The organism is Hungatella sp. SB206 (genome assembly GCF_051132295.1).
Classification (GTDB): Bacteria; Bacillota; Clostridia; order Lachnospirales; family Lachnospiraceae; genus Hungatella; species Hungatella effluvii.
In genome coordinates, this window is sequence record NZ_CP096603.1 from 512,908 (window position 1) to 534,756 (window position 21,849).

The 21,849-nt window shown below is 51.1% G+C and carries 18 protein-coding genes; 14 read left to right on the top strand and 4 right to left on the bottom strand.

Annotation, left to right across the window (positions count from 1 at the left end):
* The first annotated feature begins 15 nt into the window (after nt 1–15).
* The 5 genes from phnC (at nt 16) to M1L66_RS02425 (ending at nt 6,008) form a co-directional block, all read left to right on the top strand.
* Nucleotides 16–774 carry a phosphonate ABC transporter ATP-binding protein gene (phnC, locus tag M1L66_RS02405; protein WP_187023618.1) on the top strand — a complete coding sequence of 253 codons (759 nt, stop codon included), beginning with the start codon at nt 16–18 and terminating at the stop codon, nt 772–774.
* Nucleotides 771–1,592: a phosphonate ABC transporter, permease protein PhnE gene (gene phnE, locus M1L66_RS02410; RefSeq protein ID WP_187023619.1), complete on the top strand. Its 822-nt coding sequence runs from the start codon at nt 771–773 to the stop codon at nt 1,590–1,592. Before phnC ends, phnE (M1L66_RS02410) begins: the two co-directional genes overlap by 4 nt.
* A gap of 15 nt (nt 1,593–1,607) precedes the next feature.
* Complete coding sequence (gene phnE, locus M1L66_RS02415) at nt 1,608–2,417, top strand: phosphonate ABC transporter, permease protein PhnE (protein WP_434690572.1); 810 nt, start codon at nt 1,608–1,610, stop codon at nt 2,415–2,417.
* 2 nt (nt 2,418–2,419) lie between these two features.
* On the top strand, nt 2,420–3,943 hold the full coding sequence (locus tag M1L66_RS02420) for a bifunctional metallophosphatase/5'-nucleotidase (protein WP_434690574.1): 1,524 nt from the start codon (nt 2,420–2,422) through the stop codon (nt 3,941–3,943).
* A gap of 334 nt (nt 3,944–4,277) precedes the next feature.
* Nucleotides 4,278–6,008 carry a carbon starvation CstA family protein gene (locus M1L66_RS02425; protein ID WP_187023621.1) on the top strand — a complete coding sequence of 577 codons (1,731 nt, stop codon included), beginning with the start codon at nt 4,278–4,280 and terminating at the stop codon, nt 6,006–6,008.
* A gap of 57 nt (nt 6,009–6,065) precedes the next feature.
* Here the strand turns inward: M1L66_RS02425 and M1L66_RS02430 are convergent, their stop codons facing one another.
* From M1L66_RS02430 to M1L66_RS02440, 3 genes are read right to left on the bottom strand one after another with little or no spacing between them, the layout of a single operon-like run.
* Nucleotides 6,066–6,575, bottom strand: a complete 510-nt coding sequence (locus M1L66_RS02430; RefSeq protein ID WP_434690576.1) for a GyrI-like domain-containing protein — start codon at nt 6,573–6,575, stop codon at nt 6,066–6,068.
* 51 nt (nt 6,576–6,626) lie between these two features.
* Entirely contained in the window at nt 6,627–7,106 is a 480-nt protein-coding gene (locus M1L66_RS02435; RefSeq protein WP_434690578.1) for a hypothetical protein, read from the bottom strand.
* 22 nt (nt 7,107–7,128) lie between these two features.
* A complete protein-coding gene (locus tag M1L66_RS02440) occupies nt 7,129–7,992 on the bottom strand; it encodes an AraC family transcriptional regulator (protein WP_434690580.1) in 864 nt (287 codons plus the stop codon).
* A 222-nt stretch (nt 7,993–8,214) separates the two neighbouring features.
* Between M1L66_RS02440 and M1L66_RS02445 the strand changes: the two genes are divergently transcribed.
* Together M1L66_RS02445 and M1L66_RS02450 are read left to right on the top strand one after the other, a co-directional pair.
* Nucleotides 8,215–8,598, top strand: coding sequence for a LytR/AlgR family response regulator transcription factor (locus M1L66_RS02445; protein WP_187023624.1), 384 nt, complete (start codon nt 8,215–8,217; stop codon nt 8,596–8,598).
* Between the two features lie 23 nt (nt 8,599–8,621).
* Nucleotides 8,622–9,365, top strand: a complete 744-nt coding sequence (locus tag M1L66_RS02450) for a sialate O-acetylesterase (protein ID WP_187023625.1) — start codon at nt 8,622–8,624, stop codon at nt 9,363–9,365.
* 27 nt (nt 9,366–9,392) lie between these two features.
* On the opposite strand, the gene M1L66_RS02455 is transcribed toward M1L66_RS02450, so the two are convergent.
* Nucleotides 9,393–10,241, bottom strand: coding sequence for an AraC family transcriptional regulator (locus M1L66_RS02455; RefSeq protein ID WP_002602037.1), 849 nt, complete (start codon nt 10,239–10,241; stop codon nt 9,393–9,395).
* A 258-nt stretch (nt 10,242–10,499) separates the two neighbouring features.
* On the opposite strand from M1L66_RS02455, the gene M1L66_RS02460 reads away from it, so the two are divergent.
* From M1L66_RS02460 to M1L66_RS02490, 7 genes are all read left to right on the top strand, one after another.
* On the top strand, nt 10,500–11,840 hold the full coding sequence (locus M1L66_RS02460) for an ABC transporter substrate-binding protein (RefSeq protein ID WP_434690585.1): 1,341 nt from the start codon (nt 10,500–10,502) through the stop codon (nt 11,838–11,840).
* 72 nt (nt 11,841–11,912) lie between these two features.
* Complete coding sequence (locus M1L66_RS02465; RefSeq protein WP_187023627.1) at nt 11,913–12,824, top strand: carbohydrate ABC transporter permease; 912 nt, start codon at nt 11,913–11,915, stop codon at nt 12,822–12,824.
* 17 nt (nt 12,825–12,841) lie between these two features.
* Nucleotides 12,842–13,666: a carbohydrate ABC transporter permease gene (locus M1L66_RS02470; protein WP_002602034.1), complete on the top strand. Its 825-nt coding sequence runs from the start codon at nt 12,842–12,844 to the stop codon at nt 13,664–13,666.
* Nucleotides 13,667–13,716: 50 nt separating this feature from the next.
* Nucleotides 13,717–14,310 (top strand): YesL family protein, encoded by a 594-nt coding sequence (locus M1L66_RS02475; RefSeq protein WP_243270425.1) that lies wholly within the window; start codon nt 13,717–13,719, stop codon nt 14,308–14,310.
* A gap of 20 nt (nt 14,311–14,330) precedes the next feature.
* Nucleotides 14,331–16,523, top strand: a complete 2,193-nt coding sequence (locus tag M1L66_RS02480) for an alpha-galactosidase (RefSeq protein ID WP_434690589.1) — start codon at nt 14,331–14,333, stop codon at nt 16,521–16,523.
* Nucleotides 16,524–16,868: 345 nt separating this feature from the next.
* On the top strand, nt 16,869–21,059 hold the full coding sequence (locus tag M1L66_RS02485) for an N-acetylmuramoyl-L-alanine amidase family protein (protein WP_434690592.1): 4,191 nt from the start codon (nt 16,869–16,871) through the stop codon (nt 21,057–21,059).
* A gap of 213 nt (nt 21,060–21,272) precedes the next feature.
* Complete coding sequence (locus tag M1L66_RS02490) at nt 21,273–21,761, top strand: NAD(P)H-dependent oxidoreductase subunit E (protein ID WP_434694184.1); 489 nt, start codon at nt 21,273–21,275, stop codon at nt 21,759–21,761.
* Nucleotides 21,762–21,849 lie beyond the last annotated feature (88 nt).

Consider the following 21,849-nt stretch of genomic DNA (forward strand, 5'->3'; position numbering starts at 1 on the left):
AGTCGAGGTAGGAGCATGATTGAATTTGATAAAGTAGGAAAGACGTACCCCAATGGTTTTAACGCACTGAAGGATGTCAATTTAAAGATCGAGCAGGGAGAATTTGTGGCGATCATTGGCCTTTCCGGCGCCGGGAAATCCACGCTTCTGCGGACCATTAACCGGATGCACGACATCACCGAGGGGAAGCTTACTGTGGACGGAACCGATGTGATGCAGCTGAAAGGTAAGGAACTCCGCCGTTTCCGCAGAAAGATCGGCATGATCTTCCAGTCGTTTAACTTAGTGACCCGGACAAAGGTCATCAATAATGTGCTGATGGCAAAGGTGCCGGATCTGTCCTTTATCCGGGCGCTCTTCGGGATCTATCCGAAGGAGGACAGGCTGGCGGCCCTGGAGGCTCTGGATAAGGTGGGGATTCTGGACAAGGCGTTTGTGCGCGCGGACCAGCTCTCCGGCGGGCAGCAGCAGAGAGTGGCCCTGGCGAGAACCCTGGCGCAGAATCCGCAGATCATCCTGGCGGATGAGCCGGTGGCATCCTTAGACCCGGTAACGGCCAAGCAGGTTATGGAGGACTTCCAGAGGATCAACAAGGAGATGAATATCACCATTCTTCTTAACATTCACCACGTGGAACTGGCACTCACGTACGCCAGCCGCGTGGTCGGCATCCGTGCGGGCCAGATCGTCTATGACGGCCCCGTATCCGATGTCAATGAAGAGATCCTGAACAATATCTACGAAGGGAAGCTGGAGCAGGAGGTGGCCGGATGAGTTTATACGACAAGGTCTTTCCGCCGAAGAAAATGACGATTTCCAATGGTAAGACAATTGAAAAACCGGCTTCGCGTCTGCCTCTCGTTGCGGTTATCCTGCTGATTATGACGGCCATCTCCGTGAAGATAACCGGATTTGACTTGAGGGTTCTGGCCGAGAGGGGAAATCAGTTTTTCGTCATACTGGGCATGATGATCCCGCCGAGGGTCTCCTATATGTCACAGATCTGGAAACCGCTTTTTGATACCATCAAAATGTCACTTTTAGGCACGGTGGCCGGCGCGGTGCTGGTGGTACCGTTTGCCATGGCGGCTTCCACCAATGTGATTAAGAGCAGGCTGGTGATCAGTGTCATGAGGCTGTTCCTGAGTATTGTGAGAACGCTTCCTACGCTGGTAACCGCTCTGATCGCTACCTATGTATTCGGACTGGGCACTCTGGCAGGAACCACGGCGATTGCCATCTTCACATTCGCCTATATGGGGAAAATCCTGTATGAGGAGATCGAGACGGTGGATATGGGCGCCTTCGAGGCGGTGGAAGCCATCGGGGCTACGCGGGTCCGTGCATTTGTCAGCGCAATTATTCCGCAGGTGCTCCCATCCTACATCTCCAACGGCCTGTTCTGCTTTGAGGGAAATGTCCGGTACGCCGCGATCCTCGGTTACGTGGGCGCGGGCGGCCTGGGACTGATCCTGAATGAAAAGCTGGGCTGGAGAGAGTATTCCAGCGTCGGCATGATCCTGGTGATGTTGTTTCTTACGGTATTCATCATCGAATCGGTGAGCCGTTACTGCCGGAAAAAACTGGTATAGAGGGGAGAGCGGAAAATGAACAAACAGATTGAACAAGCATATAAAGATCGTCCGCGCAGCACGGTATACCAGATTGTGGTATCGGTGATCGTGGTGGCCCTGATCGCATGGTCCGGTTCCGCAGTGGAATTCACGGGAGGCGGAGCAAACGGCGGGCAGATCGCCTTAAACATTTTAAAGGGAATCTTTCATCCCGATCCAAAGCTGCTCTTTAACTTTACCATGCAGGGCGTGCCCTACCTTCTTCTGGAGACCGTCTGCATCGCATTTTTGGGTACACTGGTGGGCGCGGTACTGGCGATCCCGTTTTCGTTTCTGTCCGCATCGAATCTGATGCCGGCGCCCATCGCCAGGCTGAGCCGGATGGCCATCATGGCAATCCGTACCGTGCCGGCGTTTGTCTATGGACTGATGTTTATCCGTGTCAGCGGGCCTGGGGCATTTACGGGACTATTGACCATGTCCGTGTGTTCCATCGGTATGGTGTCCAAGATGTATATTGAGGCAATCGAGGATCTGGACATCAGAATTCTGGAGTCGCTGGACGCCTGCGGCTGCAATACGATGCAGAAGATCAGGTATGGAATTCTGCCTCAGCTGATTCCGAATTTTGCATCGACGGTCATTTACCGTTTTGATATTAACTTAAGAGATGCCACTGTGCTGGGTCTGGTAGGCGCGGGCGGTATCGGCGCACCACTGATCTTCGCCATGAATTCCTATCGCTGGAACGAGGCGGGAGCCATTCTGGTGGGACTGATTGTGCTGGTTCTGATTGTGGAATACATTTCCACGAGAATCAGGGTAAAACTGACGAGGGGATAAATATGAGAAAGACAGCAAAAATTTATTATACATCAGATGTCCACGGATATCTTTTCCCTTCTGCATACACGGAACGGAGCGAGAAGCCGGCCGGACTGTTAAACTGCATCGCCAATTATCAGAAGGACGGGAATACGCTGGTCCTGGACGGGGGCGACACGCTACAGGGGTCCCCCATGGCCATTTACCTGTCCGCGGGCAGGAAGGAAGGCCTGGAGGCGGAACATGCCATTGCGGATGTCTTTAACGCCGGCGGTTACGACGCGGTGACTCTTGGAAATCATGATTTTAACTTCGGATATGAGTATCTGGAGCATCATTTAAATGCCTTAAACGCGCGCTGCATCTGTGCCAATGTCCGGGACCGGAAAGGCCGCCTGGGAGTGATATCCAGCCAGGTGTTTACCATGGAAAATGGTCTGCGGATGGGAGTAACCGGTGTGGTAACCGATTTTGTCAATGTGTGGGAACAGCCGGGGCATATGAGGGATTTGGAAGTGACCGACGCCTTTTCAGCGGCAGAACGGGAACTGGAGCGCTTAAAGGCGATCTCGGATGTGACGGTGTGCATCTATCACGGCGGCTATGAATGTGATCTGGAAACCGGAGACCTGCTGAGTGAGAGCGGGGAAAATGTGGGATGCCGGATCCTTCGGGAGCTGGATTTCGACGTGCTGCTGACCGCTCATCAGCACATGATGGTGCCTGCCAGGAAGATAAACGGGACCACAACGCTGCAGCTTCCGGCAAATGCGGTCTGCTATGCAAAGCTGGAAATCGCCTGTGAGGCTGGAGAAGTGTCCGTCTCGGCCTCGATCAATCCGGCGGGAGAGATTCATGATGAGGAACCGTACCGGTCCCTGCTTCCGCTGGAGCAGAGGGTTCAGCAGTGGCTTGACGAGAAGGCGGGCAGCCTGGAGGAGGATATTCCCCGGCAGTCCAAGCTTGCGATGGCGCTTCAGGGTTCCAGGGTAGCCGATTTCTTTAACCAGCTCCAGCTGGAATATTCGGGAGCGGATATCTCCTGTGTGGGGCTGGGGAACACACCGATGGGTCTGGAGAAACGTGTGACGACACGGGATATCGTGTCTGTGTACCCGTTTGCCAACACACTGGTGGTTCTGGAAGTGGACGAAACGGTGATGAAGAAGGCACTGGAACGGTGTGCGGAATATTTCACCGTGGAAAACGGAGAAGTGCGGGTTTCGGACGTATTTTTAAAGCCTAAGGTCGAGCACTACAATTACGACTTCTTCGCCGGGATTTCCTGTGAGTTCGATCTGCGCAGACCGGTGGGAGACCGTGTGACGAAGCTTCTGTATGACGGGGCCCCCATTGGCGGACGGAAGCTTACGCTCTGTATGAGCGATTACCGCGCCAGCGGGACGGGCGGCTATGATTTCTACCGCAAATGCCGGGTGGTGAAACGGATCGGCTCCGAGGTGCCGCAGATGGCCCTTCAGTATTTAAGAGAGCATGAGACTGTGCAGATAAAAACAAGGAGCGATCTCTCCGTGGTATGGTAACGGTAGTCAATGCCCTGAATTTATATAACTGTAAGTTATAAAAGATATGTAAATAAAATATAAAAAAAGTATAAACTTATTATTGATTTCTATACTGTAAAGTGATAAACTCCATTTCATCAGAGGTTTGGAATGAAAAAGTGAAAATTTGTCCCCAGGCGCCTTCCCGACTGGAAGAAACGCTGCGGATGAAGACGGGGCTTACGCGCCGCATGACTGCCGCCCGACAGGCGGTAATAAGCGAACAGCGGAAGGGGCGTTTCTTTTTTACTCCGGAACTTCTGGCCAGACACAGGAGGAATTGGTCTGGTTGAAGAAAAAGGAGAGACAGAGTATGAATGGCTTAACAATGATGATTCTTGCCGTCGTAGTGCTGGGCGGCGCGTACCTGATCTACGGGAGGTATCTTGCAAAGAAATGGGGCATCAATCCGGATTCCAAAACGCCCGCCTATGAGATGGAGGACGGTGTGGATTACGTTCCGGCCGATACCAACGTGGTATTTGGCCACCAGTTTGCATCAATTGCCGGCGCGGGGCCGATCAACGGACCGATTCAGGCGGCGATGTTCGGATGGCTTCCTGTTATGCTCTGGATTCTGCTGGGCGGCGTGTTCTTCGGCGCAGTACAGGATTTTGCCTCCATGTATGCCTCCGTGAAAAATAAGGGCCGTTCCATCGGCTATATCATCGAACTCTATATCGGAAAACTTGGAAAACGGCTGTTTCTGCTGTTTACCTGGCTGTTCTCCATTCTGGTGGTAGCGGCATTTGCCGATATCGTGGCGGGTACCTTCAATGGTTTTGACGCCAACAAAGCCACGGTGACTGCCAACGGCGCGGTTGCGACGACCTCGCTGCTCTTCATCGCATTTGCCGTGGGACTGGGCTTTTATTTGAAATATACGAGATTCCCCAAGATGCTTAACACACTGTTTGCAATCGCGCTTCTCGTACTGGCCGTAGGCCTGGGGCTGGCATTCCCCATCTATGTGCCGCAGAGTGCATGGCTGATTTTCGTATTTATCTACGTGATCATTGCCTGTGTGACACCGGTATGGGCGCTTTTACAGCCTCGTGACTACTTAAACAGCTATCTGCTGATCGCCATGATCGTGGGATCGGTGCTCGGCATCTGTGTATACAATCCGTCTATGAATCTGCCTTCCTTTACAGCCTTCAAGCTGACCGCGGCCAACGGGAGCGTCTCCTACTTATTCCCGGCGCTGTTCGTCACCATTGCCTGCGGCGCTGTATCGGGCTTTCATTCTCTGGTTGCCTCAGGAACGGCTTCCAAGCAGATTAAAAATGAAAAAAACATGCTTCCGGTATCCTTTGGAGCCATGCTTTTGGAAAGCCTTCTCGCCATTACGGCGCTGATTGCGGCCGGATTCGTCGCCACACAGGAAGGACTTCCGGCAGGAACGCCGCCGCAGCTGTTTGCACAGGCTATTTCCATCTTTTTGACAAGCCTGGGGCTTCCGGAGTCCGTCTGCTATACGTTAATCACTTTGGCGATTTCGGCGTTTGCGCTGACGAGTCTCGATTCCGTAGCGCGTGTGGGACGTATCGCGTTCCAGGAATTCTTCACGGATGACAGCATCGCACCGGAGAATCAGTCACCGCTTAACAAGGTTCTGACCAATAAGTATTTTGCCACCATCCTGACACTGGTGCTCTGCTATGCGCTTTCCCGTGCCGGTTACGCCAGCATCTGGCCGCTGTTCGGTTCGGCGAACCAGCTGCTTTCCGCACTGGCCCTGATTGCCTGCGCCGTATTTTTAAAGAAGACGAAACGCCAGGGCGCCATGCTCTGGGGGCCGATGGTGATCATGCTCGGCGTCACATTTACGGCTCTGGCTTTAAAGATCACGGAACTGGTGACTGCACTTTCCGGCCAGTTTGTCTTTGGCAATGCCCTGCAGCTGGTATTTGCAGTACTTCTTCTGATTCTGGGTGTGATTGTAGCCTTTGAGGGGATTAAGAAGCTGATCGGAAAAGATGTGACTTCAGAAAATACAGAGACCGCAGATACAAAGAAGTCTGCGGGAGAAGTCGTTGCATAGATAAGCTGCGGATGTGGATGCCGCATTACGATGAAAGAGTCCGGCTTGCCGGACTCTTTATTTTTTCTCCACCGCAATCCAGACCTCCACAAGGCCATTCTCCCCATAATACTCGAGATCCGGTGCATTTGATTTCATCCGGCCGGTTATGTAGCCTTTATTTAACGGTCTATATTTAAATAAAGGCAGCCATTTTGTGATGGCCTGCGCTTCCGTCTTTCCGATCGTTTCAAGGGTACAGGGGAAGATGGCCCAGGTCCTGGCCGGTACTTCATAAGACGAAAATGCATCCCCCGCCTCCGTATCGCTGGATACCGCTATAAGATAATCGAATATCCGCGGATCGGCTTCATCGGTGTTATAGATATTAATGCCGAACAGACCGTAAGGTTCCCGATTCGCCCGTGATAATAAGTCTTTCTCAAGCCCTTTCGCTTTGAAGTCCGCCCAGTGTGCGGGAATCATTTTCCTTCCCTGCCCTTTTTGATTTGTTGTGCGCATGGCAGGGCCGACAACGCGGAAACTGTCTTTTTTCTCGATTCGAAACGGCGGTTCCATATTTCTCATAATTGTTATTCCTTTCCGGTTAGAAATTACGTATTTTTAAGCTGGTGTGAGTCATACTTGTACAGATGCATTAGCTTCGTTCAACAACAGCGCTTTTACGAAAGCCCTGTTATCGCTGCTAAGTAAAATGAAGAATGCACTGCTGCGGCATTTTTGCTGCCGCTGGCCTCTAAAGACAAAGTCGTAGCCCATGGCGCATTTGGAGTTGCATGCGGATGGGTCCAACAGGCGTTTGCACACAGGCGTGTCCCGGATGGCCTTTGCCAGCTCATCGGAGATGGTATCGAACACCTCCATGTAGTCCGCCAGATGGTTTGGATAGATGCGGACCATCAGTCCCTTTCTGCGGAATACGTAGTTGAGGATCGTCTTTTTATTCTGAAGGCAGGAGACGACATAGCCGCTTTTTGCCTGCTTTATCTCTGTTTTGCAGCCGAGTTTCGTCAGCTCCTCATGCAGTTCCCTTACAAACTCCCGGTTATCTCCATCGACAGTGGATAAAAAATCATCAAATGTATATTTTTCGCTCATAACGCTGCTCCTTTTTGCATTTTCATCGTTCTTCTATAATGGGTATCCATATCTGGGCCTTATACGTATCGCTGGTCTGATCTCCTTCACTGTACCATTCTAACTCGGGGCAGGCCGCATGTTTAAAGGGGTACTTTATAAGCCACTCCTCGTTAAGATACTTCCAGCCATGGTGTATGGACTGCGGTATTTTACCGTGGCAGTCGAAGACGGCCCATGCGGCTGGGGGAATGACGATCTCGTCAAATCCCGGAGGCGCTTCCTGATCGGATATTACCATGATGGAATAGACTGTCTCCTCGTGCTGTTCACAAAAATCAGTAAACAGACCGAAGATTCCTTTCGGATTACCGCGGTCCAGCGAAATCAGTTTCGCCGTATCGCCCCGCACATGGCATTCGCTCCAGAATTTGGGGATCTGGAGGTAGTGCTCTCCGTTTTTACAGGAAAATGTTTTGCTTATACCTATAAGCCGGAAAGACTCTTTCTGATCGATATGCCACGAATACTGCTGTCTGTTTGATATCTGCATCTTCGGCGCTATTTTTAATTCCGAACGGCCATCCCTTGCTTCTTTGGGCGTTATGCCGTGAAACTGCTGGAAGGCTTTCGTAAAGGAGGTCGGCGAGGCATAGCCGTACTTATAGCTGATATCAACCACCTTTAAATCCGTGCTTTTTAAGTCATAGCCGGCCAACGTCAGTTTTCTGGAGCGGATGTACTCGGAAAAACTGATTCCATTCATATAGGAAAAGACCTTCTGAAAGAAACCAAAGGAGCAGCCCGCAATGTCCGATACCACGTTTTCATCAATGGGTTCTTCCCGCCGCTGCAGATGGTCTTCCACATAATCGATGATTCTTTGTAATTTTTCGTTCCATTCCATTTTAAGTGATCTCCGTCCTCCTGGTTGTTTTTCTATTTTATCATTTATAAATCATAATTTCCTCTTATTATTGGTACTGGAAGGATAATTTATCATAAAGATAGACTTCTTTTCATTTTTATGGTATCGTATTTCTTAACAAAGGAAATGATTTCGATTACCGGAGGCTGTTGGAATAGCGATATTCCGGGGCTTCTTTTTAGATGAAAATCAGGAGGGGTTATGAGCATCAGGGCAATTGCAGTAGACAATTCAGAGGAACTTCTGGAGAAAATTACCAGAATATTAAGGGAGATGGAGGACGTCGAGCTATGCGGCAGCTTCGGCGAAGCGATTGCGGCAATTCAATATGTGAAGGAGAATCCGGTGGATATCGTATTTTCTGACGTGGTGATGCCGGATATCAGCGGGATCACGCTGGCATCCAAGATATATCAGCTTCCGGATCCGCCGGAGGTAGTGCTCTTATCCGGAATACCGGGGTTCTCGCTGGAAGCGTGGAAGATTCGTGCGTTCGGCTTTATCATTAAGCCGTATACGAGAGTGCAGATTGTGGATATGTTAAACCGTTACCGGTGCGAGAGAGAGGCCCGGAAGGTTCTGTAGACAATTGGAACAGGAGAGGACTTATGATGGAAGCAGATATTCTGTTATTTATGGGACAGAGCAATATGGCCGGACGCGGCGACGATCAGCTGGCTCCGAAGGTGCTGCCCGGGGCGGCCTGGGAATACCGGGCGGTGACGGAGCCGGACAGACTGGTGCCGCTTGTGGAACCATTTGGAGTAAATGAGAACCGTGAGGGAGGAGTCTGGGAGCCAGGCATGAAGACAGGCTCCATGGCTGCGGCGTTTGTAAATGCGTGTTATCGAAAGACGGGACGGCCGGTTATTGCAGTGTCATGTTCCAAGGGAGGTTCCAGCATACGGGAATGGCAGCCGGGTACTCCGTATTTTAAGGACGCAGCGGCGCGGTTTCTGGCGTGCGTAAGCTTTGTGGAATCTCAGAAGATCGCTGTTCATTCGATTGGGATGGTCTGGTGCCAGGGCTGCACGGATGCGGACAATGGGATGACAAAGGAAGAATATAAAGAGAAGACGCTGACCTTATTCCGGGCCTTTCAGGCGCTGGGCGTTGAGAGAATCTTTTTGATTCAGATCGGGAACCACAGAGAGCTGCCGGACCTCTATATTCCCATTCAGGAGGCCCAGGAGGAGCTGGCGGAGTCCGTGGAAACCATTTTTCTGATATCACGGTCCTTCCGCACATTCCGCGACAGGGGGCTGATGAAGGATTCCTACCATTATAAGCAGGAGGCGTATAATCTGGTAGGGGAAGAGGGGGGAGCCCAAACCGGGGAAATCCTGAAATAAAATACAACATGAACTGTTACTGTGAATTTACTTATGCTGATTGGCCAATCTCCATTCCCGTGGAGGTTGGCCATACGTTTTTTTAAAGGCCCTGGAAAAATGCAGCTGGCTGGGGTAACCGACCCGTGCGCTGATCTCTCCAATGGGAAGATTGGTCGTCTCCATGTACTCGCAGGCCTTTGCCATCCGGAAACGGATCAGGAATTCCTGCGGCGTAACAGAGAGGACATCCTTAAAGATCTTGCCGAAATAGCTGCGGTTTAAGTTGCAGAAGGCGGCAATGTCCTCCACCGTGATATCGTTCTGGTAGTTGTGTTCCACAAAGGAGACCGCCTCCCGGGCATAAAAATCCTTCAGCTGGCCGCCCACAGCCGTCATACGGCGGTTGGAGGACTTGATCAGCGCGTCGAGAGCCAGATAAAGGTGGCCGATCAAATGAAAGGAAGATTCGGTCGTATGGCCGGCAATATAGATCATCTCGTCTTTTAAGACCTGTTCCATGGCCGGATTGTTGCTGTTGTAAACCGGCAGATCGAAGGACAGGCCCGACAGGGCGATGATCTCCGGCGCCTTTAAGCCGTCGAATTCCACCCACGCGTATTCCCACGGGTCCAGGGAATCGGCAATGTACGTATTGGTCTGGCCGGGCGAGATTAAGAAGCCCTGACCGGCGTGAAGATGGTATTCCGTATCCTTTTTGCTGCTGTCGGTAGAGACGAAGAGCCCCTTTCCGGAAATGATATAGTGAAACAGATAATGGTTGCGCGCCGCCGGCCCGAAGGAGTGGTGTGGATCGCATTTCTCCCATCCGTATTGAAACAGGGTGCAGTCGACGAAATTCTTATCGGTAAACAGGGCAAATGAAAAATTAGACAAAAAAGCACCTCCGCTCTATCTATTTCTGGGGATTAATTATAAATATTATATACCAAAATGCGTGGTGACTTCAAGATATTTCGCACAAGAAAGCATTTTGGTATATTTGTATCAAGGTATTTCCATTTACGGTGAGAGTGGCAATGTGCTAATATATAGTCACAGAAACGAAGACATAACTACAAAATGTGCACAAATAAAAGAAAAATTCATTGGCCGATGAAGAAGATCAGATGGTAATAATAACGAAAACTCAGAATGAATCAGGATTGCAAGGAGGAAATAAAAGTGATCAAATTGTGGAAAAAAGGTATAGCACTTACCATGGCGGTGACGATGGCGGTATCTTTAACGGCATGCGGCGGCGGAAATTCTTCATCAGGCGGCAGCAAAGAAGCGGGAAATACACCGGCTGCGGACGCAGGCGGAAAATTAAATGTAGCAATTTGGGATAACGGACAGAAGCCGGGACTGGATCAGATCCTCGCCGATTTCACGAAGGAGACCGGAGTCGAGACCGATTTACAGGTAATCACATGGGACAGCTACTGGACACTTTTAGAGGCGGGAGCCTCAGGCGGCGACATGCCTGACGTATTCTGGATGCACTCCAATGAGGCGACAAAGTATATGTCCAACGACATTCTTCTGGATCTCACCGATAAAGTAGCATCCAGCGAAAAGCTGGAGATGGATAAATTCCCGTCCGACATTAAGGAAATGTACCAGTACGACGGAAAGACCTACGCGATACCGAAGGATATCGACACCATTGCCTTATGGTATAACAAGGATATGTTCGATGAGGCCGGAATCGCCTATCCGGATGATACCTGGACCTGGGATGATTTATACGATGCGGCGGTGAAGCTGACTAAGGCTGACGGAAGCCAGTACGGAATCGCCATGAATCCTTCCAATGAGCAGGACGGCTGGATGAACGTGATCTACTCCATGAGCGGAAATGTCATTTCTGATGATATGAAGAAGTCTGGTTTTGATGATCCAAACACCATTAAAGCTATGGAATACGTGGATAAGCTGGTAAAAGACGCAATGCCTCCGGCAGCGGTTATGTCTGAGACGGGCACCGATGTACTTCTCGGTTCCGGCAAGATTGCAATGTTGTCCCAGGGTTCCTGGATGGTAGCTGCATTTAAGGACAACGAATACATAGCAGAGCACTGCGACGTAGCGGTTCTTCCAAAGGATGCTGAGACAGGAAAACGTGTTTCTTTATATAATGGTTTAGGATGGGCGGCCAGCGCCAACACAAAGAATCCGGAGGCGGCATGGAAGCTGATTGAGTTCCTTGGAACGAAGGATATGCAGTTAAAGCAGGCGCAGCTGGGGGTTACCATGGCGGCCTATGAAGGCGTATCCGATGAATGGGTAAATAACACGGATAAGTTCAATTTACAGCCTTATCTGGATATGATGAACGGTGATATCGTATTTCGTCCGCATTCCAGAAGCACTCTTGTATGGTGGAACATGATGACGACCGAGTTAAAAGAGGCATGGTCCGGTAATCAGGATATGGCTGCCGTATGCGGGACAATTTCAGAAAAAATGGATCAGATGCTGGCAGACGAGTAAGGCCTGGAGCGTGTTTGAAGAATTCGGATATGAATTTTCAAACACGCTCTGGTACGAGAAGGAGGGATTTCTGTGGCAAAGGAAACAGAATTGAAAATAAAAAGAAAGATCACCAGCCGGGAAAAGAACGAGTTTTTATGGGGCTGGGCGTTTATCCTGCCGACCATGGTCGGACTGATTGTACTGAATATCTATCCGATTATCAAGACGATCTATGAGAGCTTCTTCAAGACCGGCGACTTCGGAAAGGGCAACATCTTCATCGGCCTGGCCAATTACCAAAGGGTCTTAACAGACCCGGAGGTATGGCAGTCGCTGCTTAATACATTCAAATACGCCATCGTGGAAGTGCCGTTTTCCATCATCATCGCGCTGGTTCTGGCCGTGCTGCTGAACCGGAAGATGAAGGGGCGGGCCGCTTACCGTACGATCTTCTTCCTCCCCATGGTTGCGGCCCCCGCGGCGATTGCCATGGTGTGGAGATGGCTCTTTAACTCGGAGTTCGGGCTTTTAAACAATATGTTCGGAACAAATATTAACTGGATCTCCAACCCGAATATCGCAGTCTATTCCATCGGCGTCATCGGCGTGTGGTCCATCATCGGCTACAACATGGTCCTGTTCTTATCGGGGCTTCAGGAGATCCCGAAGGATTACTATGAGGCGTCCAATATCGACGGTGCAAGCGGGATCTACCAGTTTTTCCATATCACCGTTCCGCTTCTGTCACCGACTATTTTCTTCGTGACAGTGACCAGAGTGATCGGCGCGCTTCAGGTATTTGACTTAATCTTTATGGTTATGGACAGAAACAATCCGGCGCTCTCCAAGACCCAGTCCCTGGTCTACTTATTCTATCAGTATTCTTTCGTACAGAATAACAAGGGCCTTGGTTCCACCATTGTCGTTGTACTTCTGGCCATCATCATGATCATCACGGTATTCCAGATGAAGGCGCAGAAAAAATGGGTTTATTATAATTAGAGAGGGGGAGACGAAACATGGAAAAAAAGAAAAAGGCGGCAGCCATATCCATTCACGTTGTTTTGATCCTGGTAAGCATTACGATGCTCGTGCCGTTTATCTGGATGGCGCTCACCGCATTTAAGACATCAACAGAGGCAACTTCTGTCAATCCGTTCGTCATCTTCCCGGCCGTATGGCAGACGGATAATTTTAAGACGGTTATCGATAATATGAATTTCCTTCAGCTGTATATCAATACCATCCTGCTGATCGTGGGCCGAGTCGCGGCCGCGGTACTCACGGCGACCATGGCGGCCTATGCGTTTGCACGGCTGAATTTTAAGGGAAAGAATTTCATGTTTTCCCTGGTCCTGTTTCAGATGATGGTGCCCGGACAGATTTTCATCATTCCGCAGTATTTAATGGTGAGTAAGATGGGCCTTTTGGACACCGTGTTTGCCCTGATTTTCCCGGGGCTTGTGACCGCGTTCGGAACATTTCTGCTGAGGCAGGCGTATCTGGGACTTCCGAAGGATCTGGAAGAGGCGGCACGTCTGGACGGCTGCAATATCGGTCAGACATTTTTATACATCATGGCGCCCCTGACCCGCTCCGGCATGGTGGCCCTCGGTATCTTTACCGCGGTGTTTGCCTACAAGGATCTGATGTGGCCCATGATCTGCAACAAGACGGTGATGCCGCTGTCCGCCGCGCTGGCGAAGATGCAGGGGCAGTATACGAACAATTATCCGCAGCTGATGGCGGCTTCCCTGCTGGCCTGTGTGCCGATGATTGTGATCTACTTAATATTCCAGAAACAGTTTATTGAAGGTATTGCAACTTCAGGCGGAAAGCTGTAGGATAGAAATCTATAGGATAACGGCTGAGAGAGAAAGGGATGTGTGAAACGATGAATGTATTGAGTGAAGACAGTATTTTCGGGCAGATATTCGGATTCCTGGGAAATATGATCGCGTTGAATATCCTCTGGCTTGTGACGAGTCTCCCCATTGTGACGATCGGGGCCTCGACCACGGCCATGTATTACACGGCGCTGAAACTCCATAAGGATAAAGATGTCACGGTCTGGAAGGCATTTTTTCACAGCTTTAGGCAGAACTTCATGCAGGCGACGGCCATCTGGGCGGTTTTGGCCGCAGTGGAAGCCCTTCTCCTTTCCTATGGCTTTATCGGTATCGGGCTGATCACGGGAGTGCTGCTGCTTTACATATTTCCGGTCATTGCCGCATTTTCCAACACCCTGGGTAAGCTGGCCGGCCATGCATTCTATTTTGCCTTTCACAAGCCGGGATACCTGATTGCCACGGCTGCCCTCACATGCCTGCCGATGTATTTTACCATGGTGGATGCGAAGCTTTTTCCCGTCTACCTTCTGATCTGGCTCATGTGCGGATTTTCACTGACAGCTTACGGCAACGCGTGGTTTTACTTGAGGCTGTTTCAGCCGCATCTCAAAGAGTGTCAGAAAAATACTTTTATATAAAATTATAAGGAGATCAGGTTATGGCTATCATTATGAATCAGGCGGAACAGGTATTTACGCTTCAGACGAAACGGACGACTTATCAGATGAAGGCAGGCGATTACGGGATTCTGCTTCATCTCTACTATGGCGCAAGGGTAGAGGACTGTACCATGGATTACCTGCTGCACAGAAAAGACGTGGGATTTTCCGGAAATCCTTACGAGGCGGGGGAGGACAGAACATTTTCCCTGGATACGCTGCCTCAGGAATTTCCCTCCTATGGAGTGGGCGATTACCGGAACAACTGTGTGGGCGTGTGTCAGGCGGACGGAACGCGGGCTGCCGACTTCCGCTATGTCTCCTGGGAGATCCGGGAGGGGGCCCATAAGATTCCGGGGCTGCCGTGCCTGTTCGATGAGGATGAAACGGCGGAAACGCTGGTGATATTCCTGGAGGACGCGGCGTCTTCCCTGAAACTGGAGCTGTACTATGTCGTGTTTGCGGACCGCGATGTGATCGCCCGCTCCGCCAGAATCACCAATGGAGGAAAGGAGACGGTCAGGCTGGAGAAGATGATGTCTGCCTGTCTGGAACTGCCGAACGGCTCCTGGGAAGCGATTCATTTCCACGGGCGGCACGCCATGGAGCGAAGGCTGGAGCGCCTTCCGCTGATGCATGGGACGATGGAGGTGGGAAGCCGGAGAGGCACCTCCAGCCATCAGCACAATCCCGGTGTGATTCTGTGCTCGCCTGACGCGACGGAGGAACACGGGGGCTGTTACGGCCTGTCCCTGATTTACAGCGGCAACTTTTCCATGGAGATCGAGATGGACCAGATGGATTCCGTGCGGGCCGTATGCGGAATAAATCCGGAATTCTTTGAGTACCGGCTGGAGCCGGGAGAGGCCTTCGACACGCCTCAGCTCATGATGACCTACAGCGGAAGCGGCCTGGGCCGTATGTCTGCCAATTTCCATTCCATTATCCGCCACAATCTGTGCCGGGGAAAATATAAGTTTGCCAGGAGGCCGGTCCTTATCAACAACTGGGAGGCCACCTACTTTGATTTTAATGAAGAGAAGATTCTCTCCATTGCCAGACAGGCATCGGAGCTGGGCATCGAGATGCTGGTGCTGGATGACGGCTGGTTTGGCAGCCGGGACAGCGACAACGCGGGCCTGGGAGACTGGTTCGTCAATACGGATAAGCTGAAGGGCGGACTGACGGATCTGGTTACAGGCATCAACGGTCTGGGCATGAAATTCGGCATCTGGATCGAGCCGGAAATGGTAAATGAGGACAGCCGCCTGTACCGGGAGCATCCGGACTGGGCTTTGACGATACCGGGCAGAAAACCGTGCAGAAGCAGGAACCAGCTGGTGCTTGACATGTCCAGGAGCGAGGTCAGGGACTACGTATTCGATTCGATTGCTGCGGTCCTAAAGAGCGCCAATGTCGAGTATGTAAAATGGGATATGAACCGCAGTATCTGCGATGTCTGCAGTGCCGTTCTCCCCAAAGAACGCCAGGGCGAGGTTTACCACCGCTACGTGCTTGGCATCTATGACCTGATGGAGCGCTTTACGTCGTCATTTCCCAATATCCTTTTCGAGGGATGCAGCGGCGGAGGCGGCCGTTTCGATCCGGCTATCCTGTATTACTCGCCGCAGATCTGGTGCAGCGACGATACGGATGGCATCGAGCGGCTGGAGATTCAGTACGGAACTTCGTTCTTCTATCCGATTTCGGCCGTCGGCTCCCACGTATCGGCCATACCGAACCATCAGACGGGACGAAGGACACCGCTTGCGACGCGCGGCGTGGTGGCCATGGCCGGCAGCTTCGGTTATGAGATGGATTTAAATCTCCTGACAGAGGATGAAAAAGAAGCAGTGAAGGCGCAGGTGGAAGACTATAAAAAGTATTATGACCTCATTCACAACGGGGATTACTACCGTCTCGCCAGCCCGCAGGGAGATTCCGGTTTCACTGCGTGGCAGTTTGTATCCGGCGATAAGACGAGGACGCTGCTTAATCTGGTGATCACTCATGTGAGGGCTAATGCCCCCGATCTCTGGTTTAAGCTCCGCGGCCTAGACCCGGAGAAACGGTATCGTCTGGAGGAAGATGGCCGTATCTACAGCGGCAGCGCGCTGATGAATGCCGGGATATCCATCCCGATGATTATGGGCGATTATCCGGCTGTGCAGATGGTACTGACGGAAGTCTGACGGTGAAGGGCTGATCATGGTTTTACGGGATATAAACGTTTAAAGGGCTGTGAAAAAATGGAGTTGATTTCATTCCATTTTTTCACAGCCTTTTCATTTCCCCAAATATGCAGGAGAACGGCCATAAAGAGCGTATGCTTCTCCTCTTTTGGAGCCGAAACAGACAGGTGATTTTTATCTCCGAAAACGTGATTTTTAGCACGGTGTCCAAAACGCCGTCATGGTTCGTGCTATAATTCACGGTAGAGAAATGTGGGATTTGACTCCTTTGGCAGTCGCCAAATGGGTGCGCCGGCGTGTCTGCCTGGCTTGCTGCCCGCAGAAATAAAATAAGGAGGAAATGAAATGAGAAAAATGAAGAACGGAAAGCGGATTTTATCTGTATTTCTCACGCTTTCCATGGTCTTTTCCATGTCGGGAGCGCCAAGCTTCGCGTGGGAGGACGCCCAGTTTTCTAAGGATCAGGGACTAAGTGCAGAGTTCGCTGGCCGGAAGGCGACGGACAGCAATGCGGCCACCCCGTCTGCGGCGTCTAAAAGACAGGCGGAAATCCCCCTGGACGACACCGTGACTGAATTGGAAGCAGGAAAAACCTACACCATCAGCAGCCTGGAGGAGCTTGAGAGACTGACGGAGTTAGTCAATGATCCGGATACCAATCAGGCCAGCAGGGAGACAAAGTATGAGCTGTTAGAAGATCTTGACAATGCCGGGAATATCATGATCGGAACCGGAGCAGAAAACTCGAGTGAGAGCGTGAAAAGCTATTTTAAAGGAAGCTTTAACGGAAACGGCCATGTGATCCGGGGGCTGGCCATTACGGCCGATCCGGATTCCATGCAGGGGCAGGATGCAGTGGGCCTGTTCCGCCATGTGGCAGGAGGCAGTACAATACAACAGTTGGGCGTGGAGGGAACCGTTACGGTTACTGCTGCCTATTCCAAGTCTTATCGCGACGCTGGCTGTAATGTAGGCAGTCTGGTGGGAGTCTTAGAGGGCTCTTCCTATGTGAAGCAGTGCTACTCTGCCTGCGAGATTACCGTTGATCAGGATTTGGACGATGGCGCTGTCAATGTCAGCGCCGGCGGTCTGGTGGGAACGGCAAAGGACAACGGGTGGATTATGGACTGCTATACCACCGGCGACGTGTCGATATGGCCCAGTGAATCAGCAATGGCAATCGGCCATGCCGGCGGCGTGGTGGGCCAGATGCAGGAGGGAGCTGTACAGCGCTGCTACGCCACAGGCACGGTTACGGGGCCGGCGAATGGCGGTTTTGGTTATCAAAACCCGGGCGTCGGCGGTATCGCAGGCTATGTGGCTTCCTACAGGGCCTACATAGAAAAATGCTGTGCGCTGAATGTGAAAATTACAGCTTTGGGGGAGAATGCGCAAAGCTTTGGCCGGTTGGCCGGGTATGTGGGAAGCTCCGGTATGATAACAGACTGCTCTGCCCGCCAGGATATGGTTTTGGGAAAAGAGGGCGAGGAGGCAATGCTCAAAGAGGAGGGCTGGTCAGACCTTCAAAAGGCGGCCAACGGCCAGACTCTTTCCGCCGCTTCAGGCAACGATTCCTTAATGACGTTTTTCCGGCTTTTAGCAGCTTCGAAGAATGTCTGGAATCAGCCTGGGGAAACAGAGCTTACCGTGGGAGCTGAGCTTCCGTCCCTCATCGCCTTTGACGGAACAGACACAGATGCGCCGCTTCTTCCAGAGGGAGAAGGCGGGACGATCGAGCCGCTTTGGGATGCCGAGGCGCCGGTTATTATAAAGAATTTAGAAAAGAAAAGCGTTGTCAGATATGAACTCAATCAGACTGCAGAACCCTTAATCATTGAAGTGGCAGAGCCAACAGACGGGGGAACCATCAACTATCGGTGGAGGAGGACGGTCTGTGATGAAACCGGCGACAGGGGAAACAACTCTGTTGAATTTATACCGGACAGTAACAAGCCATCCTGCACGCCTTCTTCCAGCGAGATAGGAATCCACTTATACGATTGTGAGGTTACCAATGAAAATCTACAGGCTACAGGAAAGAAAACGGCCAGCAAAGCAACCTACGGAGTCATTGTGATCATTGAGGAGCCAAAAGAACCCGTGGAGAATGCCGAGGAGCCGAAGATTACCCTGGATACCACCGGAAAAAGCGATTATTGGGTGGGAGATGAGGCCGAGGAATTAAGGATAAAGGCCGAGTCCCAGGACGGAGGCACCTTATCCTATCAGTGGTATAGCAATATAAATGCCAATTACGACACAGGCACCCCGATTGAAGGAGCCACGGAACCTGCCTATACGCCATCCACGGAGAAGGCAGGCCAGATTTTCCACTGGTGCGTCATCACCAATACCAACGAGAAGGCCACGGTGAATAAGACGGCCCAGGCTGTCAGCACTATGGTAAATGTCCATACTATGGCGGTGGATAAGCCTTACTTTATTGTTGATCTGGACGAGAAGCCGAGGGAATGTATCCAGTTGGATTCTCTGTCGCTGCGGGTCGACGCCATGAGTGAAAATTTCAGCACGCTCACCTGCCAGTGGTATCAGAGTACGGATAAAGAAAACTGGGAGATGTTAAGCGGAAAAACCCAGAATATCCTTCCTGTTCCTACAAACGAAGTAGGAACTGTATACTACCGCTGCCAGGTGACAAGCCAGAAATTCTTCAGCGGTGTCATGAAGGAGGTCAAAATAAACAGTAAGACTGCCACGATCGTGGTAAATCCGCCGCCGGAAAAGGCCGATGAGCCGGTGATTACTTTGGATCTGGAAGCCAAAACCGTTACATACCAGCAGTATCAAAAGGCTGATGAGTTATATATCGGCGTAATGAATCCGAAGGATGGAGGGAAAATCAGCTACCAGTGGTACAGGAGCCTTAAGGCGGATCAGAGCGGAGCAGAAGCCATTGACGGTGCGAAAAGCTCCAACTATCTGCCGTCCAGCGAGGAACCGGGAACTGCCTATTACTGGTGTGTTGTGACCAATACCAACGAGAAGGCCACACAGGAGAAAGAAGTCTCTGTGTCCACGCAGGCAGTTACCATTGTAGTTGAAGAAGCAAAGGCACAGCGCCCCAGTCTCGGCTCCAATGCGAATGAGGTAAAGTATACAAAGGGAGAAGAGCCGAAGGCCATGATAGTGGATGCATGGGTGACGGACGGAGGAACATTAAGCTATCAGTGGTATGAGATGGCAGACGGTCAGTGGAAGCTCATAGAAGGAGCTGTCGAGAAGAGCTATAAGCCTTCCACAAAAGACAGCGGACTGTTTCGTTATAAATGCGCCGTGACCAATACCATTTTGTCCGGCGATCACAGTACCATCGATGCAACCTGGTTCATTGAGGTTTCAGGGCCAGTAACCGATGCGAAACCGCCGATCCTCTTAAAGGATTTGGATGAGGAGATGCAGACCTGCGAAATGGGAAGCGGAAACTTTATCACTCTTACGGTTGATGCAAAATCGGAAGACGGCGGAAAGGTGGAATATCAGTGGTTTAAAAACGATGTAAAGAGCATGACAGGCGCCTCTTGGCTCCCGATGTATAACAATGATAAAACGATCATTCCCCATATGGATAAGCCGGGGATTACGTACTATTTCTGTAAGATTATCAATTTCAAGCCCGAGGCAACAGGAAACCAGACAGCAGAGGTTATGAGTAAGATTGCATGCGTTCAGGTGCTGGGCAGGGAGGAAGGAGGGGCACAGTATCCAACTGTCAGCTCTGACGCCGGCAAAAGGGAGTATGCAAAGGGTGAAAAGGCAGCTAAAATGGGCGTCACCGCATGGGTGACGGACGGAGGAACGTTAAGCTACCAGTGGTATGTGAAGAATGGAGACGGTCAGTGGAATGCCATAGAGGGAGCTGCGGGCAACAGCTATCTGCCCTCCACCGAGATTCCCGGAACGTATGAGTATCAGTGCAGGGTGACCAATACCATCGAATCCGGCAATCAGAGGACTACTACCGTAGGCTGGACCGTCAAGGTCCTGGATAAAGAACCGGATCAGCCCGCAGAGCCGGAGAAACCGGAAAATAACGGAGGAAGCTCCGGCTCCAGCGGAACCGGGGAATCGAAAAGCAGCCTGCCGGTGAATTACAGAGGCGCTACGAAGCTGATAGAAGGAATTCGTGTTCCGGAATATGTGACAGAAGGAACCTGGCAGAAGGTGGCTGGAGGCTGGAATCTTTACGGAGCCAACGGAAGCTATGCAAATGTCTGGGCTGCCGTATTTAATCCCTATGCCAATATCATGGCCGGGCAGTCTGCCTTTGACTGGTTCCGGTTTGACGAAAACGGATACATGATGACCGGATGGTATACGGAAGGAAACGGGGATACCTATTATTTAAATCCGGTTTCCGACAACACCTTAGGACGGATGGTGACCGGATGGTATCTCATTGACGGAGTTTACTACTACTTTAATGAAGAACCTGACGGAACCAGAGGAAAAATGTACCGGAATACCAGGACACCGGACGGATATCTGGTGGATGAAAATGGGAAACTGGTAGAATAGAGACAAGACAGAAAGTGGCTGTGAAAAAATGGAGTTGATTTAATTCCATATTTTCACAGCCCTTTCATTTTCTAAATTCCCTCAGCGTAAGCTGACTGTTACCCTGTGTGACAGGAATAGTCAGGCAGAAATAGGAAAGGATAGAAATATAGAACGAAATCTGGTATGATGGGAGCGTAATGCCGGACAGGAGGGAAAGGGCTGGTGAATGACATGGACAGAAACGAATTCAGAATGCAGATGGAGGAAGAAGAGCAGAAGGAACGCCAGTGGCAGGAAATCGTGGACTACTACGGCGGCCAGAAGGATGCGAAGAGCCAGGATAATATCGTGGAGATGCTTCGGGAGGTACAGGAACTGTACGGATATATTCCTTCGGAGAAGACCAGCGCGATGGCAGATGCACTGGGCGTGAAGCAGACGCTTCTCTTACAGCTGATCAAACTGTATCCCAGCTTTAAGAAGGCGCCTTATGGACACTGCATCACGGTCTGTACGGGAGCGCGCTGCGGCAGTAAGGGTTCCGCTGAAGTTTTTGAGGCGGTGCTGAAGGCGGTGGAGGCGAGGGAGTCCGGTGCATTTAAGATCATGATGAAGGAATGTCTAAAGGAGTGCAAAACCGCTCCGAACCTGATGGTGGACAGCGATTCCTACGGTCATGTAAAGCCGGAGGAGGTCGCCGCAATTCTGAGTAAGTACTGACGGTTTTAACAGGAAAAAGCAGGCAGAATGGGACTGGCACACCGGGTTCTTACTTATTCATAAGCGGGAACTCCGGCGGGGGCAGTCC

What these genes read in the sequence shown, in the direction of transcription:
- M1L66_RS02435 (WP_434690578.1), bottom strand. Translation starts at nt 7,106, where the DNA reads ATGAGCGAAAAATATACATTTGATGATTTTTTATCCACTGTCGATGGA.
- M1L66_RS02425 (WP_187023621.1), top strand. Translation starts at nt 4,278, where the DNA reads ATGAATGGCTTAACAATGATGATTCTTGCCGTCGTAGTGCTGGGCGGC.
- phnE (WP_434690572.1), top strand. Translation starts at nt 1,608, where the DNA reads ATGAACAAACAGATTGAACAAGCATATAAAGATCGTCCGCGCAGCACG.
- M1L66_RS02480 (WP_434690589.1), top strand. Translation starts at nt 14,331, where the DNA reads ATGGCTATCATTATGAATCAGGCGGAACAGGTATTTACGCTTCAGACG.
- M1L66_RS02440 (WP_434690580.1), bottom strand. Translation starts at nt 7,992, where the DNA reads ATGGAATGGAACGAAAAATTACAAAGAATCATCGATTATGTGGAAGAC.
- M1L66_RS02490 (WP_434694184.1), top strand. Translation starts at nt 21,273, where the DNA reads ATGGACAGAAACGAATTCAGAATGCAGATGGAGGAAGAAGAGCAGAAG.
- M1L66_RS02475 (WP_243270425.1), top strand. Translation starts at nt 13,717, where the DNA reads ATGAATGTATTGAGTGAAGACAGTATTTTCGGGCAGATATTCGGATTC.
- M1L66_RS02420 (WP_434690574.1), top strand. Translation starts at nt 2,420, where the DNA reads ATGAGAAAGACAGCAAAAATTTATTATACATCAGATGTCCACGGATAT.
- M1L66_RS02485 (WP_434690592.1), top strand. Translation starts at nt 16,869, where the DNA reads ATGAGAAAAATGAAGAACGGAAAGCGGATTTTATCTGTATTTCTCACG.
- M1L66_RS02460 (WP_434690585.1), top strand. Translation starts at nt 10,500, where the DNA reads ATGAATCAGGATTGCAAGGAGGAAATAAAAGTGATCAAATTGTGGAAA.
- M1L66_RS02430 (WP_434690576.1), bottom strand. Translation starts at nt 6,575, where the DNA reads ATGAGAAATATGGAACCGCCGTTTCGAATCGAGAAAAAAGACAGTTTC.
- M1L66_RS02450 (WP_187023625.1), top strand. Translation starts at nt 8,622, where the DNA reads ATGATGGAAGCAGATATTCTGTTATTTATGGGACAGAGCAATATGGCC.
- phnC (WP_187023618.1), top strand. Translation starts at nt 16, where the DNA reads ATGATTGAATTTGATAAAGTAGGAAAGACGTACCCCAATGGTTTTAAC.
- M1L66_RS02445 (WP_187023624.1), top strand. Translation starts at nt 8,215, where the DNA reads ATGAGCATCAGGGCAATTGCAGTAGACAATTCAGAGGAACTTCTGGAG.
- M1L66_RS02470 (WP_002602034.1), top strand. Translation starts at nt 12,842, where the DNA reads ATGGAAAAAAAGAAAAAGGCGGCAGCCATATCCATTCACGTTGTTTTG.
- phnE (WP_187023619.1), top strand. Translation starts at nt 771, where the DNA reads ATGAGTTTATACGACAAGGTCTTTCCGCCGAAGAAAATGACGATTTCC.